This window comes from Streptomyces sp. NPDC044921, from assembly GCF_056432865.1.
The window spans coordinates 165,190-180,609 of the sequence record NZ_JBWKIF010000014.1; the positions used below are offsets into that span (position 1 = coordinate 165,190).

The window sequence follows — 15,420 nt, forward strand, 5'->3', positions numbered from 1 at the left end:
ACGACGTCCGGACGCGGTACAGACGGGACGGGGCACAGATGACCACATCGCTCGTGCGGGCCGGCCGGACGGCCGAGGAGCACGGCCGTATCGGCGCGGAAGCGCTGGGCAGCGCGGCCTTCCGCGCCGACCACGGCGTCCGCTACGCCTACGCGGCAGGCTCCATGTACAAGGCGGTGGCCTCCGAGGAACTCGTCCTGCGGATGGGCAGGGCGGGCCTGCTCGCCTACTTCGGCACGGGCGGCCTGCGCGCCGACCGGGTCGTCGCCGCCGTACGCCGCTTCCAGCGGGAGATCGGTGACGGCCCGTGGGGAGTCAACCTCCTCGCATCGCACGAGAATCCGGCCAAAGAACAGGAGCAGGTACGGCTGTTCCTCGAGCACCGGGTCCGCCGGGTCGAGGCGGCCTCGTTCGTCGTCCCGACCCGGCCGCTGGTCCAGTACCGGATCAGTGGCCTGCGCACGGCATCCGACGGCTCCGTGCACGTGCCGCACCGGGTCATGGCCAAGGTGTCGAGACCCGAGGTCGCACAGTACTTCCTCGAACCCCCGCCGCGGCACCTCGTGGAGGAACTGCTGGCCGACGAAGCCGTCACCCCCGAGGAGGCGGCCCTCGCCGAACGCGTCACCCTCGCCGACGACCTGTGCGCCGAGGCCGACTCGGGCGGCCACACCGACCAGCGGCAACTCGTCGTGCTGCTGCCCGACACGGTCCACCAGCGCGACCGGGCCGCCGCCCGCTTCCCCGCCGCCGGGCAGGTGCGGGTCGGCGCTGCGGGCGGACTGGGGGTGCCGGAGGCGGTGGCCGCCGCGTTCGTTCTCGGCGCGGACTTCGTCCTCACCGGCAGCATCAACCAGTGCACCGCCGAGTGCGGCACCAGCGACCGTGTGAAGGACATGCTCCAGCAGGCCGAGGTCCAGGACATGACCGTCGTTCCGGCCGGCGACATGCTGGAGACCGGTGCCCGCGCACAGGTACTGCGCCGCGGCCTGTTCTACCCGGCCCGCGCCAACCGGCTCTACGAGCTCTACCGCCGCCACGACTCGCTGGACGACCTCGATGTACGCACCGCTGACCAGCTCCAGCGGCGCTACTTCCGGCGGACGTTCGACCAGGTGTGGGAGGAGACCCGCGCCTACTACGCACGGGCCAACCCCGCATCGCTGGCCCGCGCCGAGCGGGACCCGAAGCACAAGATGCTGCTCGTCTTCAAGGCCTACTTCGTGCAGTCGATCCGCCTGGCCATGAGCGGCTCGGAGGAACACCAGGTCGACTACCAGATCAACTGTGGTCCCGCGCTCGGCGCGCTCAACTCCCGCCTGCGCGGAACCGAGCTGGAGCACTGGCGCAACCGCCACGCCGACGAGCTGGCGGACCTGCTGATGCGCGGAGCGGCGGACGTCATGACGGCGAGGCTGGCCGGCCTGACCACCGAGACCCCCCACAGGAGCCGAACGTGACCGTCGCCCACCTCTTCGCCGGACAGGGTTCCCAGCGCGTCGGCATGGGAGCCGAGTTGCTCGCGACGTACCCCAACCTGGTGCGCCAGGCCGACGACGCGCTCGGCTACTCGGTCGCCGACCTGTGTCTGAACGGCCCGGCGGAGCGCCTGGCGGACACCAGGTTCACCCAGCCCGCCGTCTACGTCGTCGACGCCCTCGCCTACCTGGACGCGGTCCGCAGGACAGGCGTCATACCCGACGTGGTGGCCGGTCACAGCCTGGGGGAGTACGCCGCGCTCTTCGCCTCCGGCGCTTTCGACTTCCGCACCGGCCTGGAGATCGTCGCCCGGCGCGCCGCGTTCATGGCCGACGCCGGGCCGGGCACCATGGCCGCGGTCATCGGCCTGGACGAGTCCACCGTCCAGGACGTCCTGGACGCCGAGGGCGGAGACGTCGACCTCGCCAACCTCAACGCCCCGGACCAGATCGTCGTCTCGGGCGGCGCCGAAGACGTACGCAGGGTCTCGAAGGCGCTGACGGCACAGGCAGCCACGGTTGTGCCGCTCCCGGTCAGCGGCGCGTTTCATTCGCGGGGCATGCGACCGGCCGCCGAACGCTTCGGCCGCTTCCTGAACGGCTACGTGTTCGGCCGTCTCAAGATCCCCGTCATCGCCAACGCGACAGCCCAGCCCTACGGCGACCACGACATACGCGACCTGCTCTGCCGCCAGCTGTGGTCCCCCGTCAGGTGGACCGACACCGTGTACCACCTGCTCACGCTGCCCGACCCCGACCTGCGGGAGATCGGCCCCGGCAATGTGCTCACCGGCCTGACCCGGCGCATCCGCGCGACACGCGAAGCGGCGCCGGCGAGCAGCTGACGGGTGCGCCGGTCGGTCAGCGGGACGCTGGGAGTGCCGACGGGCCGTACCGGCCGGTGACCGGGACCAGGACTGCCGGGATGACCGGACGAGAAGACCGGACTGGAGGAACAACGGCGCATGGAGCCGAACGTCGTTACGGGTGACTTCCGCGTCACGCGAGCAGATGTCCTGGCCTTCGCGGAGGCGGCCGGGGACCACAGTCCGCTGCACGTGGACGAGACCTATGCCCGCCGGACGCCCTTCGGGCAGCCGGTGGCGCACGGCGCGCTGTGCGTGCTCCGGGCACTGGCCCTCGCCCCCGCGCCGGGCACCGGGCTGCGCTTGGCCTCACTCCGGGCACGGTTCCCCGGGCCGGTCTACCCGAGCCAACTCTACCGGTGGGAGGCGGAGCACACCCCTGGCGGCCCGACCTCCGTACACGTCCTCGACGGCCGGCGCACCCTGGCCGAGATCGAGGTCCGCTACGCCGAAGGCACCGTGCACGCGCCGCCGGCCAGGCCCGCGCGGCACCGGTTCACCGCCGAGGCGGCCCGCACACCGGTGACGCAGCTCGCCTCCGGCGCGCAACTGGGCACCCGCTACCGCCCCGATTGGCAGGCACTTCTGCGTCTCGTGGAGGCAGAAGGGCTCATGGGCCAGGGAGTGGGCGTGGACCATGCGGCCGTGCTGGCCTGGGCGAGCCAGCTCGCCGGCATGGAGGCCCCCGGCCGCGCCGCTCTCGTCAGCGGCATCGACGCCGACTTCGAAGCCCTCCCTGGACGGCGGGGCTTCACAGGGCGGGCGGTCCTCGCCGACGTGGACCCGCGCTACCGTTCCGTGCGGCTCACAGGCGACGTGACCGGCGGGCACACCACGGCACGCGTGGAGGTCCGCGTCTTCGCCCGGCGCGAGTCCAGCGCACCGGACCCGGACCGGCTGCGCCTCCTCGTACCCCGGCACGGTGCCCTGCGGGGCCGGACCGCCGTCGTGTGCGGTGGCAGCCGCGGACTCGGCGCGGCGCTCGTCCAGGCGCTCGCCCTCGCCGGAGCCACCGTCCACCTGGCCTACCGGGACAGCACCGCCGAGGCCGAGGCCCTCGTCGCCGCGCTCGGCCCCGACGGCACTCGCGTGCGCCTTCACCGGGGGGACGTCGCCGACCCTGCCTGGTGCACCGAACTCCGGCGGGCCGTGCAAGAGCGGGACGGAGCGGCCGACCTGCTGATCCTCAACGCCGGCCCGCCGGCCCGGCCGATGGACGTGCACCCGGACACGGCCGCACGGGCCGGCGAACACGTGACGGCGGCCCTGCGGCTCGCCCAGGCGCCGCTCGCCGCGTTCGCGGGGCACATGGCCGACGGCGGCCTCGTCATCGCCGTGTCCTCGGCGTACGCCCACGCACCACACCGCGGGCTGTCCCACTACACAGCCGCGAAGCGGGCGCTGGAAGGGCTCGCGGAGGCGGTGGTCGTCGACCGCCCCATGCTGGCGACGCTGATCCTCCGCCCACCGCGCCTGGCGACCACCTTCGCCGACAGCGTGGCCGACGACAGCGCCCTGGACGTCGAGCCCGTCGCCTCCGCCGTGGTTCGGCGCGTGGCGAGCGGCGTGGCGGCGGGGACCACCGAGGTGCTGGACGAGTTCGACGTGCCCGGGACAGCGGGCGGGGGAGGGGAACCCACCGACGGTGCGGGGGCGGATGCGCCGGGGCAGGGAGCTGGGGACGGCGGGCCGGGACACCCGTCCGGCGCTGGCGAACACCGTGCCGCCGAAGCGGCCGGCGCCTCCGTGACCGAGGCGGCTGACGCCCCCGTGACAGAGGCGACCCACGCCCCCCTGGGCGGTTCCAGCGGCACCCTCGCCGTGGCCGCCACTTTCACCACCGACCCGCTCCATCCCGTCCTGGCCCACTGGTGCGAGCGGCTCGGACTCGACCTGGCCGTGCGACCCGCGGCGTACGGGCAGGTGTTCCAGGAACTCCTGGACCCGGCCGGCGCGTTCGCGGCGAACCGGCGCGGCTGCAACGTGGTGCTCGTGCGCGTGGAGGACTGGCCGGAAGGACCCGAAGGCGAGCGCACGGCCGACGAGTTCGCCGCCGCGGCCCGCACGGCGGCCGCGCGCCTCCCGGCGCCGCTGCTCGTCGCGCTCTGCCCTGCGTCGCCGCCCGCCCTCGCCCGCCGCGCCGAAGCCCTCAAGGCCGTGGAAGACCGCCTGTGGCGGGCCCTTGACGGGACCCGCGGACTGCACCTGACCCGGCTGGATGACCGGGGTGACGGCCACTGGACGGCCGACCACCACGACGCGGCGCGGGAGGAGCACGCGCACATCCCCTACACGCCCGAGGCCTGCACGGCACTGGGCACTGCGGTCGCCCGCACCGTGCACGCCCTGCTCGGCCGCCCGTACAAGGTGCTCGTCCTCGACTGTGACAACACCCTGTGGCGCGGCGTCTGCGGCGAGGACGGCGCCCTCGGAGTGGAGCTGGGAGACGCCCACCGCCACCTCCAGGAGTGGGCGGTACGACGGCACGACGAAGGTGTCCTCGTCTGCCTGGCCAGCAAGAACTCCGCCGAGGATGTGGACGAGGTGTTCCGGCTGCGCCCGGACATGCCGCTGCGGCCCGAGCACGTCGCCGCCCGCCGTGTCGACTGGAACGCCAAGGCCGGCAACATCGAGGCGCTGGCCCGGGAACTCGGCGTGGGGCTGGACTCGTTCGTCTTCCTCGACGACAACCCGGTCGAGATCGCGGCCGTACGCTCGGCGCAGCCGCAGGTCCTCGCCCTCCAACTGCCCACCGACGAGGCGGACTGGGCCGGGTTCCTCGCCCGGCTCTGGGCCTTCGACCGCGCGCAGGTCACCGAGGAGGACCGCAGGCGCACCGAGATGTACCGCGCGGCCCGGCGCCGGGAGGAGGCCCGTGACGCGGCGCCGTCCCTCGCGGGCTTCATCGCCGGTCTCGGACTGCGTGTCGACGTCCACGAGGCTCGCGACGACCAACTGGCCCGCGTCGCCCAGCTCACGCAGCGCACCAACCAGTTCAACCTGTCGCCGCTGCGCAGGACCGAGGCCGAACTGCGCGGCGTGCTCGCCGACGGTGCCCGGTGCTGGGTGGCCGAGGTCGGCGACCGGTTCGGCGACTACGGGCTGGTGGGCGCCGCAGTGACCCGCGACGAGGGCGACCGGGTCCGGCTCGACACGTTCCTGCTGAGCTGCCGTGTCCTCGGGCGGGGCGTAGAGCACGCGTTCCTGGCCGCGGTGGCCCGCGCCGTCACCACCGAGGGCGGTCCCACCGTCCTCTCCGCCGAGCACCGACCGACCGGCCGGAACACCCCCGGACGCAGGTTCTTCGAGGCCGCGATGGGTCAGGCGGTGACGGGCGAAGCCGCGACCGGTGCAGCCGTGGTGGACGAGTCCGCGCACGGCGGGGGTGGGGCGCGGTTGCACACGGCGCCGCTGGACCGTCTCGCCGAGCTGACGTTCCGGCCCGATGACGGACCGGCGCCCGAGGACACCACGGCGGAGCGCCGCGCGGCACCGGCCGGCGGCAGCCCGGCCGCGGACGCTGCCCGGCGTGCGGCGCTGGCGCACCTGGCGGCCGAGCTGACCGACATGACCGCACTGCACCGCGCCGTCACCGGCGAGCGTGTGCCCGATCCCGCGCCGCCGGCCGCTCGGACGCCCGAGCCCGCGCACGGCGGAAGCGATCCGCTCGACGCCGTACGGGCCGTGGTCAGTCGGCTCAAGCGGATCCCGGTCACTGAACTCACACCGGAAACCACAGTGGAGTCCCTGCGGCTGGAGTCGCTGGAGATCGTCGACGCCACCGTCGCCCTGGAGAAGGACTTCGGACGGCTGCCCAAGACGCTGTTCTTCGAGCACCGCACCCTCGGCTCCGTCGCCCACGCCCTGGAGCCGTCCACGCCCGCCGCCTCGCCGGCGACTTCGCACCCTCGGCCCGTGCCACAGCCGTCTCCCACGACTGTGTCGCGGCCGTCGCCCGCGGCCGTGGGGGCCGGCGACGCCCCCGTGCCGACGGCCGGTATCGCTCCCGTGCCGTCGGCCGACGCCGCGAGCGTGCCGGACGACCGCATCGCCGTGGTCGGCATCGCCGGCCGCTACCCGGGCGCTGACGACATCACCGAACTGTGGGACAACCTCAAGGCGGGCGTCGAGTCGCTGGGCGACGTCGCCGTGCGCTGGGAACAGCGGGACGTGGTCGACCCGGACGGCGGCCCCGACCGCACGTACAGCTCGGCCGGCGGACTCCTCGACGGCGTGGACGAGTTCGACGCGCTGTTCTTCCACCTGGCCCCCAGCGAGGCGGAGACCATGGACCCGCAGCAGCGTCTCTTCCTCCAGGCGGCCTACCACGCCGTCGAGGACGCCGGACACACCCCCGCCGGTCTCGGCCGCGACGTCGGCGTCTACGTCGCCTCCATGGGCCCGGACTACGCCGTGCTCAGCGCCAACGCCGCGCTGGACGGCCACAGCCGGTACCCGAACAGCGACCTCTACCAGATCGCCAACCGGGTGTCGTACTTCATGGACTTCACCGGACCGAGCATCGCGGTCGACACGGCGTGCTCCGGGTCGGGCGTCGCCCTGCAACTCGCGTGCGACGCGATCCGCGCGGGAACCGTCTCCGCCGCGCTCGCGGGAGGCGTCAACCTGGTCCTGCACCCGGCCCGCCGCATCCAGTACGCCCAGCTCGGCATGATCTCGCGGACCGGCCGGTGCATGCCCTTCGGAGCCGACGCGGACGGCATGGTCACCAGCGAGGCCGTCGGCGCGGTCCTGCTGCGCCCGCTGCGCGACGCCCTCGCCGACGGCGACCACGTCTACGGCGTCATCCGGGCCGTCGGCGCCAACAGCGACGGACGCACCAACGGCTTCACCGTGCCCAGCCCGCAGGCGCAGGCCGACCTCATCGCCCGCACTCTCCGGCGGGCGGGCACCGACCCGTCCGCCGTGGGATACGTCGAGGCCCACGGCACCGGCACCCCGCTGGGCGACCCCATCGAGATCCGCGGTCTGAGCAAGGCCTACGCCTCCGTGCGCACCCCGGCGTCGATCCCCGTCGGCAGCATCAAGGGGAACATCGGGCACACCGAGGCGGCCGCCGCCCTGGCCGGACTGACCAAGGTGCTCCTGCAACTGCGGCACCGCACGCTCGTGCCGTCCCTGCACTCGCAACGTCTCAACCCCGACATCGACTTCGCGGCCACGCCGTTCCACGTCCAGCAGTCCACGTCTGCCTGGCCCGCCACCGCCGACGGCGCCCCGCGGATCGCCGCACTCAGCTCCTTCGGCGCGGGCGGGGTCAACGTGCACCTCGTCGTGGAGGAGGCACCGCCCACCCCGGCGGCCGGCGCGGCGCCGGCCGGGCCGGAACTCGTCGTGCTGTCCGCGCGGGACGAGGAGCAACTGCGCCGTGCCTGCGCGCGGCTGGCTGTCCGGCTGCGCGCCTCGGAGTGCGAACTCCGGCTGGCTGACGTCGCGTTCACCCTGCGGGAGGGCCGAGAGCATTTCGACACGCGCTTGGCGCTCGTCGTCGCGGGAACGGGCGAACTCGCGGACCGCCTGGAGCAACTCGGCGCCCCGGGACGGCAACTGCACGAGGCGGTGCGGGACACCTCCGACGCAGCGCTCGGCAGGCTGGACGACGCAGGCCGGCTCGGTGACGTCTTCGACGGAACGCCGGGCACCACCGAGGTCCTGCGCGCCCTCGCCGAGCGTGGCGAACTGGCCAAGCTCGCCCGGCTCTGGTGCCAGGGAGCCCGGCTGGACTGGCGGAACATCCTGCCGTGCGCCGACGGCCGGCGGGTGTCCCTGCCGGGTTACCCGTTCGCCCGCACACGGCACTGGCTGCCTCGGACCGGCGCCGCCCGTGGACCGGCCGCACCGGCCGGTGGTGCCGCCGCCTCCAGGCAGCGGCGCGCCGAACTCCACGTCCCCGACTGGACACCCGTCCCGGCCCCGCGGACGATGCCCACGGCACTCGCGCAGGATGCCACGGTGATCGTCGTCGGCGGCACGCCGGGCTGGGCGCGGAACGCCGGCCACCATGTCGCCCACCCCCGGGACGTCACCGGCCTGGTGCGCGGCCTGCGCCACGCCGTCGTGGTCGACCGCCGCGCCCTCGACCGTGCCGCCGAACCCCTCGCGCAGTCACTGACCGAGGCGACCGGCACTCTCGACACGCTGGCCGGCCTCACCGACGCCAGCCGGTCCGTCACCTACGTCACCGTCACCCCACCCGAGTGGGCTGACCCCGCCGCCGCCCTGGCCGTCGGCTTCGGGCTCGCCCTGGAGCGCGAGGTCCCCGGGTTCCGCTCGGTGCGGTGCGAGATCGACGCCGGGGAACCGGACCTGGCGCGGGTGCTGTCCCTGCTCGCCACCGGCGCGCCCGAACTGCTCGTGGACGGCACCGACCAACTCGTCCGCGCATGGACCCGGGCCACCGTGCCCGCCGGACAGGCGCCGCCCGTGCGGCACGGAGGGCACTACGTCGTCACCGGCGGCGCGGGAGGTGTCGGACGCCTGCTGACCGCGTACCTCGTCGAGCGGTGGGCGGCACGCGTGACGTGGGTGAGCCGTTCCGGCGCGGAGACCGGGCCCGGCGAGGCCCTGCTGCGGTCGCCGGCCCCAAGCGGCGGCGCGGTGCGGCAGGTGCGGGCGGACGCGACGGACCCCGGCGCCCTCGCCACGGCGCTCGCCGACGCGCGGGAGGCGTTCGGCCCCGTCCACGGCGTGATCCACGCGGCCGGGGTACTCGACGACGGCGCCGCCCGCGACCGTACGGCAGACGAGATGCGCGCCGTGCTGGCACCCAAGACGTGGGGCACCCTGGCCCTGGACGAGGCCACCGCCGGGGACCCGCTGGACTTCTTCCTGCTGATGTCGTCGTTCGTCGGCACCCTGGGCAACGCCGGCCAGACGTCGTACTGCGCCGCCAACCGCTTCCTCGACGCGTTCGCGGAGCACCGCGCCTCCCTGGTGGCGCGGGGCGAGCGGTCCGGCCGCTCGGTGTCCGTCGCCTGGCCGCTGTGGCGGGACGGCGGGATGGAGATGCCGTCCGCCGCCCGGCGCCTGATCGAGACCACGCTCGGGTTCACCCCGATCGACACACCGGCCGCACTCGCCGCCTTCGAGGACGCCCTCCGCCTCGGCCGGTCCCGCGTCCTGGTCGGCTTCGGCGACCAGGATCGGATCGGCGCGGCGCTCGCCGGGCGGCACGGGATGGCCGGCAGGCAGGGGGCGTCGGCCGGGTCTGCGCCATCCGCAGTGTACGAGGCGTCGCCGCGCACCGATGGCGGGCTGCGGACCGATGGCGCGGGGCAGGCCCTCGGCGGGGTGCGGACCGATGGCGGGATACAGGCCGTGGCGGCTCCGGTCGCCGACCGGGAGCGGTTGTGCGACCTGCTGCGCGACGAGGCGGCGGGTCTGGTCAAGATTCCGGCCGAACAGGTTCGGGTCACGGCTGAGTTCGGCGACTACGGTTTCAACTCCCTGCTGTTCACCGACTTCGCCAACCGCCTCAACGACCGCCTGGGGCTGGCCCTGACGCCGGTGGTCTTCTACCAGCACTCGACCGTCGAGGCGCTGGCGTCGGCGCTGCTGGAGAGCGCGGGACCCGCCCTGGCCGTACCGGAGGCGCCCACAGCCCCGGCCACGCCTCCGCCCCCACCCGCGTCCACCCCAACGCCCACGCCCACGGCACTGGCGGTGTCCGGGTCCGCGTCCCGAGCCGAAGCGCAGCCGCAGCCGCCCACCGCAGTGGTGACCGATCCCCGACCGTGGGCCTCGCGGCCCGCGCACCCCCGCACCATGCCCCCGGTCGCCGTCATCGGCATGGCCGGTCGGCTGCCCGGATCGCCGGACCTGGACGCCTACTGGGCCCATCTGATCGAGGGCCGCGACCTCGTCGTGCCCGCGCCCGGGGACCGCTTCGGCGATTCCGTGCCGGCCGGCGGGTTCCTGGACGACATCCTCGCCTTCGACGCCGAGTTCTTCGCCGTCTCCCCGCGCGAGGCGCGCCTGATGGACCCGCAGCAGCGGTTGTTCCTGGAAGCCGCGTGGCACGCGGTCGAGGACGCCGCGATCCGCCCGAAGTCCCTGGCCGGCAGCCGTACCGGCGTCTTCGTCGGCGCCACCCTGTCCGACTACGCCGACCTGCTCGGCCGGGCGGGCGAGGAGGTCGCCGCCCACAGCATCACCGGACACGTCCAAAGCGTCATCGCCAACCGTCTGTCCTACCTGCTGGACCTGCGCGGGCCGAGCGAGGTGGTCGACACCGCCTGTTCCAGCTCGCTCACGGCACTGCACCGGGCGCTGGCCGCGCTGGAGGCGGGGGAGTGCGACCTCGCCGTCGCCGGCGGGGTGAACGCGCTGTTCTCCCCGGCGTGGTTCGACTCGCTCGGCCAGGCCGGGATGCTCTCGGCGACCGGCCGCTGCTGGACCTTCGACGAGCGGGCCGACGGGTTCGTACGGGGCGAGGGCGTCGGCGTGGTCGTCCTCAAGCCGCTGGACCGGGCCCTCGCTGACGGCGACCCGATCCGAGCCGTCGTCCGGGGCAGTGCCGTGAACCACGGCGGCCGGGCCCACTCCCTGACCGCGCCCCGCCCGGAGGCCCAGGCCGAGGTCGTCACCGCCGCGCTGAACCGGGCCGGCGTCGACCCGCGGACCGTCACGTACGTCGAGACGCACGGCACCGGCACCCGGCTCGGCGACCCCATCGAGATCGCGGGCCTGACCGCCGCCTTCGGCCGGGCGGGCGCACGCACCGCGGGACCCTGGTGCCACCTGGGCGCCGTGAAGGCGAACATCGGGCACCTGGAGTCCGCCGCCGGTATCGCCGGGCTGCTCAAGGTGCTGCTCGCGATTGGCCACCGCACCCTGCCGCCGAACGCCGTGGGGGAGCGCGCCAACCCCCATCTGCGGCTCGACGGCACCCCGTTTCACGTACTGTGCGAACCACGGCGGTGGCGGCCTGTCGACGATTCCGGGGCACCCCTGCCGCTGCGCGCCGGAATCAGCGCCTTTGGCTTCGGCGGGGCCAACGCCCACCTGGTCGTGGAGGAGCCTCCCGCCCGCACCGTGGCCGCGACGCGACCGGAGCCCGCCGGGGACCAGGTCCTCGTCCTGTCCGCCCCCGACGACGACCGGCTGGGTGCCTACGCCCGGGTGGTGCGCGACGCACTGCGGCAGGAGGGGCAGGATCTCGCCGACCTCGCCCATACGTCGCGCGTCGCACGCGACCCGATGTGCGCCCGGCTAGCGCTCGTTGTTCCCGGTCGCGCGCAGGCCGTGGCCGCGCTCGACGCCTTCCTCGACGGCCGTACGGCACCGGGGCTGCACACCGGCACCGCTGCGGCCGCCGCCGACGGCGCGGGCCCCGGTCGGGGTTCGGGGCCGGGCTCCGGTTCGGGTGCGGGTTCAGATCTGCACGAGGCGGCCCGTCGGTGGGTCGCCGGTGAGGACGTCTCCTGGCCGATCGAACCGGGGCGACGCCGAGTGCCGTTGCCGGCCCGCCCGTTCGATCACTCCAACCAGTATGGCCCCCGGGCCCTGACCGCCGCGACCGTGCCGATGGCTCCGACCGCTCCGGCGGCCTCGGCGGCGCGGACGATCCCTACGGCCGCCATGGCCCCCGCCGCCACCACCGCCCCGGCCACCGCAAAGAGCCCCGCCGCCGACGCCGGCCCGCCATCACTGCGGCTGCTCGCCCGCACCTGGACGCCGGCGCCCGCGGGCGGTACGGCGCCGTCCGCCGGGCGCCTGACCACCCTGGTGCTCGTCGGCGCCGAGGCCGGCGCCGGACTGGCGGAGGAACTGGCCGGGCTCGACGGACACGACGTGGTCGTGCTGCGCGAGCCCTCACCACTGCCGCTCCCGTGCGCCCGCACCGTGGAGGCCGACCTCGACGACCGGGAGCGCACCCGCGAGGTCCTGCACGGGGAACTGGCTGCCCACGGGCCGTTCGACGCCGTCATCGACGTGGTCGACGCCCTCGCCGCTCCGGGACGGCCGTCCCGGCACGCGGGCCGGATCGCGCTGCTTCAGGAGCTGGCGTCCCGCGCCCGGGACCACGCGGTCACCGTGGTTCACGTCCGGCCGACGCCTGCGACCCGACCCGCCGGGGCCGGGCAGGGGGACGCGGTGCTGACCGCGGCTCGCATGGCCGGCTGCGTACGGGCCGTCGGTGCGGAGTACGCCGCCGTCACCGCCGTGACCGTCGAGTACGACGCCGTACCGGAGAGGCTTCCGGGCCCGGTGGCGCTGGCCGCCGCCGAACTCCCCACCGCGACAGCGGCCGAGAGTGCCGAGATCCGCTACGTCGGCGGGGCACGGCACGTGGGGGACCTGGAGCCGGTCCCGGTACCGGCCGCGGGGCACGAGGGGTTCCTCGGTTCCGTCGCCGTGACCGCCGACCGCCCGTACCTCATCACCGGCGGAACGGGCGGCCTCGGGATCGCCGCCGCCGAACTGCTCGTCGCACGCGGCGCCCGGCGGCTCGCCCTCACCGGCCGCCGCGCCCTGCCGCCGAGGGAGCGCTGGGCACACGCGACGGCGGACGACTGGTGGGCCACCCGCACGGCCGCGATCACCCGCATGGAGGCGGCGGGAGCCCAGGTGCTGCTGCACCACGGTCCCCCCGACCGGCTGGCCGCGTTCCTGGACGACGTGCGCGCCCGCTTCGGGCTGCCGGCGGGCGTCCTGCACTGCGCTGGTGCCGTCTCACTCACCCCTGCCTTCGTGCACAAGCCCCCGCACGAGTTCGACATGACGTGGGAGCCGAAGGGACCGGCGCTGGCCGCGCTCGACCGGGCCCTGGACGACGCAGATCCGGACTTCGTCGTGCTCTACTCCTCCGTCTCGGCCCTGATGCCGCGGCTCTCCGTTGGCCTCAGCGACTACGCCGCGGCCAACGCGGCCCTGGACGACTACGCCGCATTCGCACAAGCCCGCGCCGACGCTCGCGGCAGCGCCACCCGCTGGCTGTCCCTCGCCTGGGGCAGCTGGTCCGGCATCGGCATGGGCGAGGTCACCACGCCCCGCTACGGAGAGGTGGGCCTGGTACCCATGCGCCCGGAGGACGGACTCCTCCTGCTCGACGCCGCGCTGGCGACGGAGCAGCACGCCGCGCTCGCGGCCGTCGCCACCCGGCCCGTCGCCACCGGGTCCGGCACCGCCCCGGACGACGCGTCCCCCGAGGCGACCTCCCAGCCGAACGCCCGGCCCCGGCCGCGGACGGGAGCGGAGGCGGGGGCGGTGGCGGGATCCGAGGCAGGACCGGTGGCGGACGGGATCGATCCGCAGTCGGCGCCGGACGACACGCGGCTCGTCCAGCGCTGCGCCGATCACGTCGCGGACGTTCTCGCCGAGGTGCTCGGCACGCCACGTGACCGCATCGCGCACGACCGCCCGTTCGCCGACCTCGGCGTCGACTCGATCCTCATCGCGAGCATCGTCGTCCGGCTGGAGGCCGCCACCGCGGCGCCCCTGGACCCGTCCGTCGTCCTGGAACACCCCACGGTCGAACGGCTCGCCCACCACTTGCTCCACGCCCACCGCGAGGGCATCACACGCTGGGCCGCCGGGCCCGCCGGGCCCGCCGGACAGCCGACGACCGGCGTATCTCCCGCCCCGCCCCGCCCCGCGCCCGCACCGACCGGCGAACCGGCCGCCGGCACCGGCCCCGGCATGCCCCTCGCCGTCATCGGCATGGCGGGCCGGTTCCCCGGCGCCCCCGACACCGCGGCCTTCTGGGACCTGCTGCGCAACGGCCGGTCCGGCGTCCGCGAGGTCCCACGCAGCCGGTGGGACGTGGCCTCCCGTTACTCGCCCGAGTACGCGCCCGGCATGAGCATCAGCAAGTGGGGCGGCTACCTGGACGGCATCGAGGACTTCGACCCCGCCTACTTCGGCATCCCCGAGGCGGACGCCGCGCACGTCGACCCCCTGACCCGGCTCTTCCTGGAGACGGCCGAGACGGCCATCGCGGACGCCGGATACCGGGGCGAGGAGCTGAGCGGCCGGGCCGTCGGCGTCTTCGTGGGCTCCGGCACCAGCACTTACGCGTCGCGCATCACCGTTCCCGGCCGAGCCACCGCGACCGGCCTCAACCAGAACTTCATCGGCGCCCACCTCGCCCACCTGCACGACCTGCGCGGACCCAACCTCGTCGTGGACACGGCCTGCTCGTCGTCGCTGTCGAGCCTGCACCTCGCCCGGCAGGCGTTGCAGCTCGGCGAGTGCGAGATGGCCGTCGTGGGCGGCGCCGAACTGCTGCTGGACGAGACGCCGTACCTCTCGCTCAGCGCCGCGCGCGCCCTGTCGCCCGACGGCACCTGCCACGTGTTCGACGCGTCCGCCAACGGCTTCGTGCCCGGCGAGGGAGTCGGCGCGATCCTGGTGAAACCGCTGGCCGCCGCCCTCGCCGACGGCGACCGTGTCCTCGCGGTGATCGAGTCGACGGCCATGAACAACGACGGCCGCACCATGGGCCTGACCACCCCCAACCCCGACGCCCAGCAGGCGGTCGTCCGCGAGGCGCTGCGACGCGCCGGGGCCGACCCCGCGAGCGTGTCGTACGTCGAGGCGCACGGCACCGGCACCATGATCGGTGACCCCATGGAACTGCGGGCTCTGACGAGCGTGTTCGCGCAGTCCACCGACGAGAGCCAGTTCTGCGGCGTCGGCAGTGTCAAGTCGAACGTCGGGCACCTGCTGATGGCGGCGGGCATGGCCGGCCTCCAGAAGATCGTGCTGTCGCTCCAGCACCGGCAGTTGCCGCCCACCCTGCACTGCGAGCGCCCCAATCCGAGGTTCGCCTTCCAGACGTCGCCGTTCCGCATCCAGGACCGGTTGGAGCCCTGGCAGCCCCGGCACGGTGTACGCCGAGCCGGCCTCAGCGCCTTCGGCTTCGGCGGGACCAACTGCCACGTCGTCCTCCGCGAGCCTGCGGGCCCCGAGGAGACCGGCCGCAAGGCCGTACGGACGCCCCTGTCGCCGCCCGTGTTCCAACGGCGCCGGCACTGGGTCGAGCGCACCGGCCAGGACGATCCCCTGCGCATCACGCCCCGTCCCGTGCTCGAGCTGGAGGAATTGATCTAGTC

The 15,420-nt window shown here is 74.6% G+C and carries 3 protein-coding genes; all 3 read left to right on the forward strand.

Annotated elements, in window-relative coordinates:
* Positions 1-38 precede the first annotated feature (38 nt).
* The 3 genes from AC07DA_RS22725 to AC07DA_RS22735 all read left to right on the forward strand — a co-directional run bounded on the left by AC07DA_RS22725 (position 39) and on the right by AC07DA_RS22735 (position 15,418).
* Positions 39-1,460 (forward strand): PfaD family polyunsaturated fatty acid/polyketide biosynthesis protein, encoded by a 1,422-nt coding sequence (locus tag AC07DA_RS22725; RefSeq protein WP_479129987.1) that lies wholly within the window; start codon positions 39-41, stop codon positions 1,458-1,460.
* Positions 1,457-2,323, forward strand: a complete 867-nt coding sequence (fabD, locus tag AC07DA_RS22730; protein ID WP_479129988.1) for an ACP S-malonyltransferase — start codon at positions 1,457-1,459, stop codon at positions 2,321-2,323. The genes AC07DA_RS22725 and fabD overlap by 4 nt, the downstream gene beginning before the upstream one ends.
* Before the next feature lie 120 nt (positions 2,324-2,443).
* Positions 2,444-15,418: an SDR family NAD(P)-dependent oxidoreductase gene (locus AC07DA_RS22735; RefSeq protein WP_479129989.1), complete on the forward strand. Its 12,975-nt coding sequence runs from the start codon at positions 2,444-2,446 to the stop codon at positions 15,416-15,418.
* The last annotated feature ends 2 nt before the right edge of the window (positions 15,419-15,420 follow it).